Origin of the sequence: Ilumatobacter sp. (assembly GCF_039969435.1) — a bacterium.
In the GTDB taxonomy this organism is placed as follows: Bacteria; Actinomycetota; Acidimicrobiia; order Acidimicrobiales; family Ilumatobacteraceae; genus Ilumatobacter_A.
On record NZ_JBDVNU010000017.1, the window covers coordinates 428,881 to 442,560 of the forward strand.

A 13,680-nucleotide genomic window follows, 5' to 3' on the forward strand; every position below is an offset into this window, starting at 1 on the left:
CCCCACGCCGACGACCCCCGGATTCGCAGCACAGGAGCACACGATGACCGACGACGACCGATTCCATTCCAGCCTCGAGCACGGCCTCGCCGCCGCAGCCGACGGCGTCGATCCCGGCGACCCGTCGGCGATGCTCGGTGCGGTGCGTTCGACCGTGCAGCATCGGCGTCGACGCCGACAGGTGATCACCGGGGTCGCCGCGGTCGGGGTGCTCGCCGCGTCCGGTGTGGCGATCGCGAATGTCGTGAGCACCGACGGCAGCGACATGATCGTCAGTGCTCCGGCCGACGAGCCCGCCGACACGACCGTGGACACGGGAACCGGCAACGGTTCGGGTTCCGACGACTCGATCCCGGAAGATGCAGTACCCGCTGACGAGTCGGTGGTCCCGCCGGTCGACTCGGGCCAGACCGATCCGACCGCCACCGGTGAGCCGCTTCGTGTCACCCCGTCTCGCACCGAAGCACTGGTCGACGGCGGCCTCTCGGTCGCGCAGCGCAACAGCGGCGGCGCCCAGCTCTTCGAATGGAACGACGGATTCCTCGCGCTGTACACCGAATACACACCCCGACCGCTGCCCACGGAGTTGCCCGAGAGTGTCGTCGCGCAGTTCCCCCAGGAGGTCCAGGACCTCTTCGTCGACGGGCTGCCACCGACGATCGACGAGGCGATCACGATGCTGGAGGACGCGGGCCTGTTCGACGAGGTGTCCGACATCGTCACGTCGAACCCCGAGGTGCAGGCGGCGATCTACGGCGAGCAGTCCGAGCCGATCACCACGGTCCGCACCAGTTCCGACGGTGTCGAGTGGAGCGATGTCGCAGCGAGTTTCCCGATTCCGCGGAGCCAGTGGATGACCACGTCGAGCACGGGGGACCGATTCGTCATCGTCACCCAGACCGGGGGTGGCTTCGGGCCGGAGCCCGATCTCGAACCCGCGACGGCGACCACGATGGACATCTGGTCGTCGACCGACCTCGTCACCTGGGAATCCCAGACGGTCACACTCCCTGCCGAGCCGGTCGATCAGTCGAACTTCCTCACGACCAACAGCGGTGTGCAATCCGTCGCGGTCGGCGACGACGCGTGGGTACTGACCGTGAGCACCTACACCGACATCGACCCGTACTCGTTCCTCGACGACGCCGAGCGGGCAGCATCCGACAGTGGGTCGTTGTCGGTCGGGACGTCGAGCAACGACGAAGGTTTCAGCGTGCAGATCTACGAGGTCGGCGACGACGGATCCTCCGGGGACACGCCCCCGCAGCGGACGATCACGAAGACGTGGGCCGAACTCGGCCTCGACGGTTCACCGTTCGAAGGCCTCGGGTCGGCTGCTGCGTATTCGGCGCAATGGGGTGGCGAGCCTGAGCAGGTCGAGACGGTTCCCGCGCTCGAATCGAGCCAGTTGATGGCGATCGACGACGGGTTCGTGGCGTTCGGCGAAGATCTGGCGCTGTCGTCCGACGGGGTCGCGTGGTCACCGGTGGCGCTTCCGGTCGACGGCTTCGTGGACTGGGTGATCGACACCGACGACGGGCTGCTCGTCTCGGTGTCATCGTTCGAAGGGACCTCCCTGCGCTACCGGTTCGACCCGGCCTCGTCGGAGTTCACCCCGGTCGACCTCGACGGCGTCCCGTTCGGGACCTATCCCGAGCAGCGCGACCGTGGCGCCGTGGTCCTCACCGACACCGGAGACGGTGGCGACGATGCGATCGGTTCGGGAGGCTCGCTCGCCGTCGCCGAGGTCGACGGCTACCGGTTCGAACTGGACTACCGCGTCGACACGACGTCGACGGCGGGGGGCGAACCGATCGGCTCGGTGACGTACACGTTGACCGACGTCGCATCGGGTGCCGTGGTGTCGACCGAGACGCTCGACTCGGCCGGTGACGGAGAGTTCGAGTTCGCGAAGGAGGAGTACGACGTCGGACCCGGCGAGGAGGAAGGCTTCCGCCTGCTCGACCCCGCGACCGGCGAGGACCTGGTCGAGGTCCCGTACTCGATGATGACCTTCACCTCGCTGGATGCCGACGGCAATCCGATCGAGGATTCAGCGACGGCAGCTCCGGCCGAGTACGACGTCACGATCGCCCGGTGGCTGGTCGCTGCCGTCGGCGACGCACTGATCGTCGAGCAGTTGTCGGTCGATCGACCCGAGCCGGTCGACGGCGAGTTCGTCGACGAGAACTACATCTCGTCGGTGGTCACCGGCACCGACGCCGTGCTGCTCGCCTACAGCGACGGCTCGATCGTGCGGATCACCCCCGAACCCTGACATCGATCCGCCGCCGACCACGCCGTGTCGGACGCCGTGTGGTCGTCTGTCAAACGGTGTCTGACACCGTTTGGATCACCGTGTGGATCGGCGTGGTCAGTTCTGGGTGATGCGGCCGCGCATCGCGGCCGATGCCAGTCCGAAGCTGATGGTGGCGACCGCGAGGATGCAACCCAGGCCCTTGGCGAGTTCGCCCCACTCCCAACCGTCGGTGATCAACGAGCGCAGTCCTTCGAGCACGTAGGTGACCGGGTTGTAGGTGGCCACGGTCGACAGCCAGCCCGTGAGCGCCTCCTTCGGGAGGAAACTCGTCGTGAGGAACGCGAACGGGAAGAACAGGATGAAGCTCGAGTTCACCGCCGCCGGGTTGCCCGTCTTCAGCGCGATCGCATACGGGAATCCGGCGAACGCGATGCCCCACAGGCCCCCGTACAGGAGGAAAACGAGGATCCCGATCGGCCCGGTCTCGAAGCTCACTCCGAGGATCAGGCCGAGCGCGGTGACGGGAATGGCGAGCATCAGCACCGCCATCAGGTCGGCGGCCATCAGCCCCAGCAGCAGCGTCGGACGCCGGACCGGGGTGAGCAGCAGGCGGTCGAAGTAGCCGCCCTGGATGTCGATCACCAGCGAACTGGCGCGCGAGATCCCGGTGACGGCGAAGATGATCGCCACGGGCAACTGGAACGCCTTGAAGTCGAGCGTGCCGCCCGAGCCGGCCTCGGCGACGTCCTGCAGAGCGCCGATGTTGACGACGAAGAAGAAGACCGGGACGATGATCGCGGGGATGAAGAATTCCGGCTCGCGGAACACGCTGCGGCAGGCCCGCTTGGCGATCGTGGCCAGGTCGTGGCCGATGCTGGCCTTGCGAGCCAACGGCTCCTCGGCGGACCCCGCGAGTCCGTCGGCTCGTCTGCTCGGCGTGGCATTCGTGGTGTCGGTCATGACGACTCCTCCTGGTCGGATCGAGCTTCGTGGCTGGCGGACAACTTGGCTCCGGTGACGTCGAGGAACACGTCGTCGAGGGTCGGGGTCCGAAGGGTGAGCGAGGTGACCCGCAGGTCCGACGAGTTGAGCGCGACCGCCACGGCGGACACCGCACCCGCGCCGTCGCTGACCGACGCGGACAGTTCGTCACCGTGGATCTCGACGCTCTCGATCCCGTCGACCGCACGCACCGCAGCCGCGGCCGCATCCATGTCGCCTTCGATCTTGGCGACGATCAGGTCGGTCCCGATGGTCTTCTTCAACTCGGCGGGCGTGCCTTCGGCCTCGAGTCGACCATGGGCGATGATGCCCACCCGGTCGGCCAGCGTGTCGGCCTCCTCCAGGTACTGCGTGGTGAGGAAGATCGTCATCCCCTCCTGGTCGTTGAGCGCACGCACCTCGTTCCACACATCGGTCCGACTGACCGGGTCGAGCCCGGTCGTGGGCTCGTCGAGGAACAGGATCTGAGGCTTGTGGATCAGCGACATCGCCAGGTCCAGGCGTCGCTTCATGCCGCCGGAATAGGTCTCGACGCGATCGTCGATCGCGCTTCCGATGTCGACGAGTCCGATCACGTCGTCCATCCGCTTCCTGATGTTCGACTTCGACAGGCCGTACAGGCTCCCCTGCAGGTCGAGCAGTTCGCGACCGGTCTGCTTCCCGTCGAGCGACGCGTCCTGGAGCGCGACGCCGATGCGGAGGCGGATCTCGCTCGCCTGCGTGGCCACGTCGAAGCCGGCGACGGTGGCGGTGCCGCCCGTCGGGGTGAGGAGCGTGCAGAGCATCTTCACGCAGGTGGACTTGCCGGCACCGTTCGGCCCGAGGAACCCGTAGATCTCGCCGGGCTGGACGGCGAGGTCGACGCCGGCCACCGCCTCGTTGTCTCCGAAGGTCCGTCGGAGTCCGGTGGTGGTGATCGCTGCACTCATGTCGGACACATCGTGCCAGAGGTCCAGGGTCCGACGCACACCCCGTTTCGATGTGTGCCTCCGTGTCCACGTCGGGCACGGAGAAGGACGACGTGGCGTCATCGGTTGTCCATGCGGTGCCACCACCGGGAGGTCGGGCGCGCCTACGGTCGAACCGTGATCGAAGTCAGAAACATCACCAAGCGGTTCGGGAGCGTCACGGCGGTGGACGACTTGAGCTTCGACGTGCACGCCGGTCGGGTGACCGGGTTCCTCGGCCCGAACGGGTCGGGCAAGAGCACGACGATGCGCTGCATGCTCGGCCTGGACAACGCTCAGGGTGGTGAGGCCCGCTTCGGTGGTCGTCGTTTCCGTGAGTTCGACAAGCCGCTGCACGAGGTCGGCGCGCTGCTCGACGCCGGGTACGTGCACCCCGGGCGGACGGGACGGAACCACTTGCGTTGGATGGCGATGTCGAACGGCATCCCCGCCTCCCGTGTGGACGCCGTGCTCGAACTGGTCGGCCTGACCGATGCCGCCGAACGACGTGTCAAGGGGTACTCGCTCGGGATGCGCCAGCGGTTGGGCCTGGCGAGCGTGCTGCTCGGCGACCCGCACACGATCATCCTCGACGAGCCGGCCAACGGCCTCGACCCCGAGGGGATCCGGTGGATCCGCGACGTGCTGAAGGGCCTCGCCGTCGAAGGGCGCGCGGTGTTGGTGAGCAGCCACCTGCTGTCGGAGATGGCGCTGATGGCGACCGACCTCGTGGTCATCGGTCAAGGTCGCCTGGTGCAACAGGGCACCGTGGCCGAGTTCGCCGATGTCCACTCCGACACCTGGGTGCGGGTCAAGTCGCCCGACCTCGCGCGGCTCGTCGACTCCGTACAGAGCGCCGGTGGTGTCGCTGCACCGATGGACCCGAACCAACCGATGGCCGGAGCGACGGTGCGTGGGATCGCCGTCGAGCGGATCGGTGAGATCGCCGCATCGAACGGCATCGTCCTGCACGAACTCGCCATCGAGCAGTCGTCGCTGGAGGACGCATTCCTCCGCGCGACCGCATCGGTGCAGGAGTACCGATCGACGGGCATCGCACCCGGCGTGGCAGGCGCAGCGCCACCGCCGCCACCTGGCCCGCCGCCCGGTCCGCCGCCCCCGTCATCTGCTCCAGGGGCCGACCGCGGCCCGATCGCGCCCATCGATGGAGGACCGCGATGACCGACCTGCTGAGATCCGAGTTCTTCAAGCTGCGCACGCTGCGCCTCAACTACATCCTGCTCGCCATCGGATTCGTCTTCGTGGTGCTGATCATGGGGCTCATCGGGATCTTCGCCGACGTCGAGGGCTCGTCCACACCGAGTTCGGACATCGCCGACATCATCGGCACCACTGCGATCCTCCCCGGTCTCCTGATCAGCGTGATCGGCGTGCTCGCGATCTCCTCGGAGTTCGCTCACGGCACGATCCGCCCGACGCTGGTCGCCACTCCGTCGCGACCCAAGGTGTTCCTCGCGAAGGCGATCGTCCTGGTCGTCGTCGCGTTCGTGTCGGCGGTCGTGATCGCGATCGTGGGCTACCTCGTCGGCTATGCGTTCCTGTCGTCGCGAGGTGCCGAGGAGCTCACGCTCTTCGACGGTGACGGCACCCTCGGCGTGCTCCTCGTCGGTCTGCCGATCCTGTTCGTGCTGCTCGTGCTGTTCGGATACGGGCTCGGCCTGCTGATCCGGAGTTCACCGGCTGCGGTGTCGCTGGCGATCCTCTGGCCGATCCTGATCGAGACGATCGTGGCCGGATCGCTCACCGTCGCCGGCGTGGACGATGCCGGCAAGTTCCTTCCGTACCAGTCGGCGCTCGTCCTCGTGTCCTCCGACCCGAGCGGGAGCGACTTCGCCTACGGCAAGGTGGGCGGAGCGGCCTTCTTCGGTGTCGTGGTCCTCGCACTCGTCGGTCTGGCCGTGGCGGTCAACAACAAGCGCGACGTCTGACCACGGACCGCTCCCGCCATCGCCGTGCCGGTGGATGTCGCACACCGGCGCGGCCTCGTGGAGGGCGGGACCGGACGTGACGCTGTGCTCAGCGAGCTCGGAGTTCGAGTCGGTCGCGCTGGGTGATGTGGTACGTGCGGTCGTGCTGTTCGAGCCACCCGAGGCGGATGAAGCTCGCGATTGCCTTGTTCACCCGTTCGCGTGACGCGCCGACCATGCCGGCGAGTTCCTCCTGGGTGACCGGGAGGGTGAACTGGTCCTGACCGTCGGCGAGTTCCAGGAGGCGCTTGGCGGTGCGACCCGTGACGTCGAGGAAGACGGAGTCGGCGAGCGCCTCGTCGGTGACACGGATCCGTTGCGCCAGCAGGCGGGTGACGTTCCAGAGCAGCTTGGGGTACTGGTCGAACATCGCGAGGACGGGTTCGAACGGGATCTCCAGCACGGTCGTGGGTTCGAGGGCGCGGGCCATGGCCGAGCGGGGGCCGTCGTCGAGCATGCCCATCTCGCCGAACAGGTCGTCGGCCTCCATGAGGGCCACGACGCTCTCGCGACGGTCGATCGGGTTGGCGATGGCGATGGCCAGCCGGCCGCGCAGCACGAGGTAGAGGGACTCGGGGGGATCACCTTCGTTGAACAGCACATCACCGCGGATGAGGTGGCGTTCGTGTCCGGTTGCGGCGACCACACGCAGTGCGTCGGGGTCCGCATCGGCGAAGAAGTCGGTTCGGGCGAGGGTCTCTTCGTGGGCCATGACGCACGTCACGGTACTACCCTCGGCGGTCGTGGTGTGTGCCGTACCCCCAGGTGATCGCGCAGATGCCACGCTGTCGGTGTGGACCATCGTCGTCGCAGGCGGGAGCGGCCGGCGATTCGGGCGGCCCAAGCAGTACGAATCGCTGGGGGATCGACGGGTGCTCGACGCGTCCTTCTCGGTTGCGGAGTCGTGCAGCAGTGGTGTGGTGCTCGTCGTGCCCGCAGCCGACGTGGCACGCGAGGGCGGCGTGGCAGGCGGCGCGACGCGCAGTGAATCGGTGCGAGCCGGGTTGGCCGAGGTGCCCGCCGACGTCGACATCGTGTGCGTCCACGATGCCGCTCGACCGCTTGCGTCGGCTGCGCTCTACCGGAGGGTGATCGACGCGATCGCCTCGGGCGCCGACGCCGCCGTCCCCGGGCTCCCGGTGTCCGACACCGTCAAGGTGATCGACCCCGGATCGGCGGGCGCGACGGTGCTCGGCGAGGTCGTCGCGACGCCCGACCGCTCGACGCTCGTGGCGGTCCAGACCCCCCAGGCGTTCCGCGCCTCGGTGCTGCGTGCCGCCCACGCGTCGGGAGTCGACGCCACCGACGACGCCGCGCTCGTCGAAGCCGCCGGAGGCAGGGTCGTGGTGGTGCAGGGCGACCCGACGGCGCGCAAGATCACCACCGTCGACGACCTGGAATGGGCACGCTCGCAGGTGGGAGGCGCACCGTGAACGCCGGATGGATCCGCGTCGGTCAAGGTTTCGACATCCACCGCTTCTCCGACGACCCGACTCGAGTCCTCGTGCTCGGCGGCTCGGTCTTCGACGGCGAGCGTGGCCTCGAGGGCCACAGCGATGCCGACGTGATCTCCCACGCCTGCAGTGACGCACTCCTCGGCGCTGCCGGGCTCGGCGACATCGGCATGCACTTCCCCGACACCGACCAGCGATGGAAGGGTGCCGACTCGCTGACGCTGCTCCGTCACGTCATGTCGTTGGTCGGACAGCAGCGTTGGTCCGTCGCCAACATCGACTGCGCCGTCGTGTGCGAGCGCCCGAAGCTCGCACCTCGGCGCGACGAGATGCAGGCGACGCTCACGCAGATCGTCGGGGCACCCGTCACGATCAAGGGGAACCGTGCCGAACGTCTCGGAGCCATCGGCCGCGACGAGGGGATCGCCTGCTTCGCGACGGCGCTCCTCGTGCACGACGATGCCGCTGACGCCCGGGACGGCACCGCCGGGGACCGCGATCACGACGCAGACGACCCCGACGACCACGACGCAGACGACCATGCCGAGGCGGCCCCCGCTGTCGACGCACGACAGGAGACGCCATGAGCAGACCAGGATCACGCAAGCCGTCCGGTGACGGACGAGGTGGCGCGCGCGGTTCGGGCGGTGGTCGCAGCGGTGGGCGTTCCGGCCCGGGTCGCGGCGGCGACTCGCCGCGCGGTGGGGCGGGCCGTGGGGGTGCCGATCGCGGAGGTTCGCCACGCGGCGGATCCGGTCGGGGTGGCGCCGACGGAGCACGTCCCGGAGGTGGACGTCCGGGTGGACGCTCGACGGGTGGCCCTCCGAGCCGTCGCAACGATCGTCCGACCGACCGCGGCGCAAGCGGACCCAAGGGTCTCGGTGGCCGCCAGATCGAGGGCCGGCAAGCGGTGCGCGAGATGCTCATCGCCGGGCGTCGCAAGGTCCACGAGATCTGGATCAGTGCCGAGCTCGAAGGCGACCCGGGCGTGGACGACATCGTCACCATCGCCAACGCGCAGCGGGTCACGATCGTGTACATCGCGAAGAGTCGACTCGAGAAGGAGGCGCGGAGTGAGGCACCCCAGGGCGTGCTGGCGCATGCGGCCGAACTGCCCGAGGCCGACCTCGGCGACCTGCTGCGCGGCGACGGCACGACGCCGCCGTTCCTCGTCGCGGTCGACGGCGTGACCGACCCGGGCAACCTCGGGGCGATCGTGCGGAGTTGCGACGGCGCCGGAGTGACCGGGGTGTTGTTGCCGCGTCACCGTGCCGTGCACGTCACCCCCACGGTGGCGAAGGCTGCGGCGGGCGCGGTCGAGTTCGTGCCGATCGCACTCGTTCCGGGGTTGCCGGCCGTGCTCAAGCAGATGAAGGACCACGGCATCTGGGTCGTGGGGCTCGATGACGATGCGGATCGCAGCATCTTCGACATCGAGGAATTGGCAACGGCTCCGATCTGTCTCGTGCTCGGTGCCGAGGGGTCGGGCCTGGCGCGTCTCACGCGGGAGCGTTGTGATGCGATCGTCTCGATCCCGATGCTCGGTGGAGTCAGCTCGCTGAACGTGTCGGCTGCCGCTGCGCTCTCGCTCTACCAGGTGACCCGAGTTCGCTCGTTGGCGACCTGACCTCGACGCATCACAGGTGCGCTGCGACGCGCCGGATGGGAGTCGGGGGTTGGTGGCCCGTTCGCCGGAGCCGTCGGCGGGCGCCGGTATCGTGTGCCGCGTCGCCGGGTTAGCTCAGTTGGTAGAGCGCTTGACTTGTAATCATGAGGTGGCGAGTTCGATCCTCGCACCCGGCTCCCCGATCACTCCAGCTCAAAGGCCTTTTTCGGATGACGTGCGAGTTGCGAAACCGGCCAGCTGTCCACGAGGTGTCCACGAACGAGTAGCGTGGGTCCATGAAGGGCGCCATCCGCAAACCCCGGACGTCGGGCGGCGCATGGAGCTACCGGCTGGACCTCGGCGTCGATGACGCGGGAAAGCGACGGCAACGCCAGGTCGGCAACTTCGCCACCAAACGTGAAGCGCAGGCTGCGCTGAACGAGGCGCTCGCCGGTCTGCAGCAGGGCACCTACGTCGCCCCGTCCAAGCAGACCGTGCGCGAGTTCCTCGACACATGGATCGACACGGTGAAGCCGGAGCTGGCGATCACTGCTTGGACCAACTATCGCGAGGTGTTGAAGAGCTATGTGCTGCCGTACATCGGCTCGGTCCGATTGGCCGATCTGTCGGCGATGGATCTCAAGCGGTGGCACGGCGAGCTGCTCGATCACGGTCGACGTGACGGCACTCCGCTGGCGGTGAACTCCGTCAAGCTCGCGCACCGGGTGCTGCACCGTGCCCTCGCCGACGGTGTCCGGTGGAACGTGATGCCTGCCAACCCGGCGAGTTCGGTGCGGGTGCCGAAGGGTGAGCACAAGGAGATGTCCGTCTGGACATCGGAGGAGGCTCGACGGTTCCTCGACTCGTTGGAGGAGGACAGGTTGCGAGGACTGTGGACGCTGGCACTCCACACGGGGATGCGTCGCGGGGAACTTGCTGGCCTCCGGTGGAGCGACGTCGATCTCGATGGCGGGACGCTGACGATTGCGCAGCAGCGAACCACTGCGGGAAGCAAGACGGTGACCATGGCGCCAAAGGCTCGCAGCCAACGGCAGCTGCTTCTCGCCGATCCAACCGTCGCGTCGTTGTGCGAGCATCTCGAGCGTCAGGTGATCGAGCGGTTCGACGCCGGAGTGGCGTGGGTCGAGTCTGGCTATGTGTTCGTGGACGAATCCGGCGAGCCGCTGTTGCCCCAGCGGATCACCAAGATGTTCGCGGCGGCGATCGCTCGCGCCGATGTGCCGACGATTCGTCTTCACGACGTGAGGCACACGATGGCGACCAACGCGCTCGCTGCCGGCGTTCATCCGAAGGTGGTGCAGGAACAGCTCGGCCATGCGACGATCGCCGTGACGATGGACATCTACTCCCACGTCCCGCAGGCTGTCCGCCGGGAGGGCGCCGGCCGCATCGCAGGGCTCTTCGAGTAGCGCGCCGGAGTGCGTCAGCTTTGGACTGCTGCGTCGTGTTGTGGCTCCGGGGTCACCGAGCCCAGGAGTGCGTTGATTGCCTGGGTTGGCACGACGATTCGGCGACCGAGCCGAATCGAGGGGATCGACCCGAGGCGAACACACTCGTAGGCGCTCGATCGTGAGATACCGAGAACCGTCGCCGTCTCCGTGACGGTCATGGTCGCTGCGTTGGACGTTGTGGTCATGAGGTGGCTCCATTCGTTTGGGGAGCGCTCCGGTGTTCTCCCTCTGCCTTGTAAAGGCGGCCTGCTCGGCTCGGCGGGACATCTCCAGCCTGCTTCGGCTTGGCGGCGCGGTGTCGCTCGCCTGGCGGTTCGAGCTGGCTTGTCGTGTGGGTCCGGTCGGGCTGCGGGGAGGCTCGCCTCGCCAGATCGTGTGAGTCCGGAGGTCGGGTCGGGCAGGTCGTGTGTCCGGGTGGTGGGAGGGCATACACACTTGCAGGTTTCCCTCAACGGGAAACCTGGGCCACACGAGGTGCCCTCGCGAAGGCGCCGAAGTGCTGGCGGTCGAGGCGTCTCAGGTTCCGCGAAAGCGGAACCTGCAAAGGTGCATCCCCACTCACCGCTCTCGCACACGACGTGCTGACCCGACAGCGGAACCGGCCTCGGACGGGCCAGGCGAACCGACCCGAACGGCAGTGCGAGGCGCACAGGCTGCCGAGACGCCCAGCGAGGGCGGGCGTGCCCCGGCGGCACTGGCGGGAAGCGCCTGGACGGCAAGAACCACGACCGAACGGCAATCCCGGGCGGGCTTTGGAAGACCGGCGCGCCCCCAGCGATCTGGCCGAGAGGCGAGCGCATTTCGGGAGTATTTGATTCGGCGCGCTCGGATCTTCGATGGTTGGTCGTGTCGACTGCAAGCTGAGGCGACGAGCGCGCACGAACTGGTGCGCTGACCAGGGGTGATCGTGTGCCCGAGGGTCTCAGTACACGACTTGGCGAAGCGGGACAAGTCGCCACGGCCCCGCTACTCGAGAGTCGCCTCTGAACGGGCCGACGTACTTCGTGAGCTGACTGCTGCCGGTCGAGCACATTCTGGGCGGGACAGCCGAGCGCGTAGGTGCCGCTAGCGCGCAGTCTCGTGACTGGTCGAGCGCTGGTGTTATGTACGCCTTCAACGGTGGCGGGCCGGCGCGATCGGGTGCCGACAACCCCGGTTCGGCGGCGCTAACCCAGCATCGCTCGGTTGGCTCTGGTCTGACATGCTTGGAATCGTGGGGATGTACAACCGTCTTTCGACAAATGCAGCGTGTCGACACTGTGGCGAGACCGTCGAGCGGGTCCTCCAGTTCAAGTTCGGATACTGCAATCTCAACGACTACGTGGTTGGCGATTCTGTTGATTGGGCTGCCGGGAAGCGGGGCCACACGCTGAACCATGGAGAACCAGTCACTGGCCGCGCTTGGGTCCCGGCCTACGCGGAGGAGGCGTGCCCGTCATGTGGCATCGACTTCGTTCTTGCAGAGTTCGCTGTCGTCGTGGACGGAGATCAGCTGACTGGGTTCGAACAAGCAACCGTCGGATTCCACTTTCCAGAGGAGAACGATGTCGTGCTCCTCCCGACCGCAACGACTGCCCCCACGCCAGTGCCTGGCTGACATCGCACCGTCGCCCAATCGCGACGGCGGCGCTGCTCGACGCTCGTTCTCGAGCACCTAAACGATCGCGTACGTGCCGTTCTGAACGGTCAACGGCGGCTTGTAGCGATGTCGTTATGCGCTGCGAGTGGGATCGGTGTCGTTCGCCATGTCCAGCGTTCCGACGATGAATGCATCACCGGATTGAATGCCGGCGAGCGGCTCGTCTCGACGTGAAGCGGCGACCGAACCGCGAACGAACGGGGAGCGCTGCAGGTTTCACGGGAGATCGCGGTTCATGATCGCACGCTTGTTGCTTGGGCGGCTCTCCACGTCGAAGCCCGCCGACGTGAACAGGGTTTCGTTACCCGTCATCAGGTCCGACCCAGACTTTCGGCGTGTCGATCCGGAGAGTGGGAAACCTTGGATTGCTCGGGCGCCCGCACGTGTGGCGAGTTCGACTGCGGCGTCGAGGAGGGCCGCTGCGACTCCGACGCTGCGGTGGTCTGGGTGTACGAAGAAGCACGGCACGAACCAGACCGTGTCATCGTCGCCGGAACGTCGTTTCAGCGTCGGTGTCTTGACGGCACGGACGTAGCGGGATCGTGGTCCGACGGCGCACCAGCCGACGGGCTGGCCGTTGTCGTAGGCGATGAGACCCATCGGTTCGGGTTCGTCGATCGTGTACGTGATGAAGGCTGCGCGGTTGCCCTCGCGTCCGGCCGTGTGGAACTCCTTGTACGTGGTGATGAACCACATGCACCAGCAGCGGTCGGCTGTGTCGTCGGTGGCGAAGAGTGCGGTGAGGTCGTCGATGCGCGTTTCGTCGAACGGGTGTATGTCCAGCACGTCAACGACAGTAGAGATGGCTGGCGACAGAGCGGTGTCGGGGAGACATCTTCTCCACTGGTCGGACAGGGCTTCGGCACTGTTGTCGAACGACGTGCTGAGCACCCACGTAGTCACTGACACCTCAGCCGACCACTAATTCCATCGCGCCAGGGACAACCTCTCCGCTCATCACAACTAGTCGTCACCGATTTCTGCGAAGGCGAAGGCGACGTCGACGAGCGCGGGAGTGCTGCGGATATGCCGGAGGTGGGGTCGTTGGGCGTGATCCCGTTGAGAGGCGCCGAGCGACAGTGTGTGTGATGGCGTCGATGAGTGTTCGCGTGGGGCTTGGTCGGTCGGCTGGTGAGCAGCCGGGTCGAAGTCGTTCGCCGCGCTGTGGTGGACGTGCGACGGTGTGTCGATGAGGAGCGGACGCGACCTTTCGACGTTCGATGACGCTGCTCTCGTTCGGGCGGTCGCGGGGGAGGACGTCGACGCATTGCGTTGTCTGTATGACCGGCACGTCCCGTGGTTGGTCGCCCGG

The 13,680-nt window shown here is 67.3% G+C and carries 13 protein-coding genes and 1 tRNA gene; 9 read left to right on the top strand and 5 right to left on the bottom strand.

Annotation, left to right across the window (positions count from 1 at the left end; genetic code table 11):
• The first annotated feature begins 43 nt into the window (after positions 1-43).
• Entirely contained in the window at positions 44-2,278 is a 2,235-nt protein-coding gene (locus ABJK40_RS11010) for a hypothetical protein (protein WP_348481389.1), read from the top strand.
• Between the two features lie 96 nt (positions 2,279-2,374).
• Here the strand turns inward: ABJK40_RS11010 and ABJK40_RS11015 are convergent, their stop codons facing one another.
• A complete protein-coding gene (locus ABJK40_RS11015; protein ID WP_348481391.1) occupies positions 2,375-3,220 on the bottom strand; it encodes an ABC transporter permease in 846 nt (281 codons plus the stop codon).
• Positions 3,217-4,191 carry an ATP-binding cassette domain-containing protein gene (locus tag ABJK40_RS11020; protein ID WP_348481393.1) on the bottom strand — a complete coding sequence of 325 codons (975 nt, stop codon included), beginning with the start codon at positions 4,189-4,191 and terminating at the stop codon, positions 3,217-3,219. The genes ABJK40_RS11015 and ABJK40_RS11020 overlap by 4 nt, the downstream gene beginning before the upstream one ends.
• A gap of 156 nt (positions 4,192-4,347) precedes the next feature.
• Here ABJK40_RS11020 and ABJK40_RS11025 point away from each other — a divergent pair, with 156 nt between their 5' ends.
• Together ABJK40_RS11025 and ABJK40_RS11030 are read left to right on the top strand one after the other, a co-directional pair.
• Positions 4,348-5,391 (top strand): ATP-binding cassette domain-containing protein, encoded by a 1,044-nt coding sequence (locus ABJK40_RS11025; protein ID WP_348481395.1) that lies wholly within the window; start codon positions 4,348-4,350, stop codon positions 5,389-5,391.
• On the top strand, positions 5,388-6,158 hold the full coding sequence (locus ABJK40_RS11030) for an ABC transporter permease (protein ID WP_348481397.1): 771 nt from the start codon (positions 5,388-5,390) through the stop codon (positions 6,156-6,158). The genes ABJK40_RS11025 and ABJK40_RS11030 overlap by 4 nt, the downstream gene beginning before the upstream one ends.
• Before the next feature lie 88 nt (positions 6,159-6,246).
• On the opposite strand, the gene ABJK40_RS11035 is transcribed toward ABJK40_RS11030, so the two are convergent.
• Positions 6,247-6,909: a Crp/Fnr family transcriptional regulator gene (locus tag ABJK40_RS11035; RefSeq protein WP_348481399.1), complete on the bottom strand. Its 663-nt coding sequence runs from the start codon at positions 6,907-6,909 to the stop codon at positions 6,247-6,249.
• A 31-nt stretch (positions 6,910-6,940) separates the two neighbouring features.
• On the opposite strand from ABJK40_RS11035, the gene ABJK40_RS11040 reads away from it, so the two are divergent.
• The 5 genes from ABJK40_RS11040 to ABJK40_RS11060 all read left to right on the top strand — a co-directional run bounded on the left by ABJK40_RS11040 (position 6,941) and on the right by ABJK40_RS11060 (position 10,687).
• On the top strand, positions 6,941-7,630 hold the full coding sequence (locus ABJK40_RS11040; RefSeq protein ID WP_348481401.1) for an IspD/TarI family cytidylyltransferase: 690 nt from the start codon (positions 6,941-6,943) through the stop codon (positions 7,628-7,630).
• A complete protein-coding gene (ispF, locus tag ABJK40_RS11045) occupies positions 7,627-8,238 on the top strand; it encodes a 2-C-methyl-D-erythritol 2,4-cyclodiphosphate synthase (RefSeq protein WP_348510263.1) in 612 nt (203 codons plus the stop codon). Before ABJK40_RS11040 ends, ispF begins: the two co-directional genes overlap by 4 nt.
• Positions 8,235-9,278, top strand: coding sequence for a 23S rRNA (guanosine(2251)-2'-O)-methyltransferase RlmB (gene rlmB / locus ABJK40_RS11050; RefSeq protein ID WP_348481405.1), 1,044 nt, complete (start codon positions 8,235-8,237; stop codon positions 9,276-9,278). Before ispF ends, rlmB begins: the two co-directional genes overlap by 4 nt.
• A 103-nt stretch (positions 9,279-9,381) precedes the next feature.
• A tRNA-Thr gene (locus ABJK40_RS11055) sits at positions 9,382-9,454 on the top strand.
• A 99-nt stretch (positions 9,455-9,553) separates the two neighbouring features.
• On the top strand, positions 9,554-10,687 hold the full coding sequence (locus ABJK40_RS11060) for a tyrosine-type recombinase/integrase (protein ID WP_348481407.1): 1,134 nt from the start codon (positions 9,554-9,556) through the stop codon (positions 10,685-10,687).
• Between the two features lie 14 nt (positions 10,688-10,701).
• Here the strand turns inward: ABJK40_RS11060 and ABJK40_RS11065 are convergent, their stop codons facing one another.
• Entirely contained in the window at positions 10,702-11,529 is an 828-nt protein-coding gene (locus ABJK40_RS11065) for a helix-turn-helix domain-containing protein (RefSeq protein ID WP_348481409.1), read from the bottom strand.
• 413 nt (positions 11,530-11,942) lie between these two features.
• Between ABJK40_RS11065 and ABJK40_RS11070 the strand changes: the two genes are divergently transcribed.
• Positions 11,943-12,326 carry a hypothetical protein gene (locus ABJK40_RS11070; RefSeq protein WP_348481410.1) on the top strand — a complete coding sequence of 128 codons (384 nt, stop codon included), beginning with the start codon at positions 11,943-11,945 and terminating at the stop codon, positions 12,324-12,326.
• A 258-nt stretch (positions 12,327-12,584) separates the two neighbouring features.
• Here ABJK40_RS11070 and ABJK40_RS11075 read toward each other — a convergent pair whose 3' ends face one another.
• Positions 12,585-13,154, bottom strand: coding sequence for a GNAT family N-acetyltransferase (locus ABJK40_RS11075; RefSeq protein WP_348481412.1), 570 nt, complete (start codon positions 13,152-13,154; stop codon positions 12,585-12,587).
• Positions 13,155-13,680 lie beyond the last annotated feature (526 nt).

Coding starts and splice junctions, on each gene's coding strand:
- ABJK40_RS11015 (WP_348481391.1), bottom strand. CDS start 3,220: ATGACCGACACCACGAATGCCACGCCGAGCAGACGAGCCGACGGACTC.
- ABJK40_RS11065 (WP_348481409.1), bottom strand. CDS start 11,529: ATGCGCTCGCCTCTCGGCCAGATCGCTGGGGGCGCGCCGGTCTTCCAA.
- ABJK40_RS11035 (WP_348481399.1), bottom strand. CDS start 6,909: ATGGCCCACGAAGAGACCCTCGCCCGAACCGACTTCTTCGCCGATGCG.
- ABJK40_RS11020 (WP_348481393.1), bottom strand. CDS start 4,191: ATGAGTGCAGCGATCACCACCACCGGACTCCGACGGACCTTCGGAGAC.
- ABJK40_RS11060 (WP_348481407.1), top strand. CDS start 9,554: ATGAAGGGCGCCATCCGCAAACCCCGGACGTCGGGCGGCGCATGGAGC.
- ABJK40_RS11010 (WP_348481389.1), top strand. CDS start 44: ATGACCGACGACGACCGATTCCATTCCAGCCTCGAGCACGGCCTCGCC.
- ABJK40_RS11030 (WP_348481397.1), top strand. CDS start 5,388: ATGACCGACCTGCTGAGATCCGAGTTCTTCAAGCTGCGCACGCTGCGC.
- rlmB (WP_348481405.1), top strand. CDS start 8,235: ATGAGCAGACCAGGATCACGCAAGCCGTCCGGTGACGGACGAGGTGGC.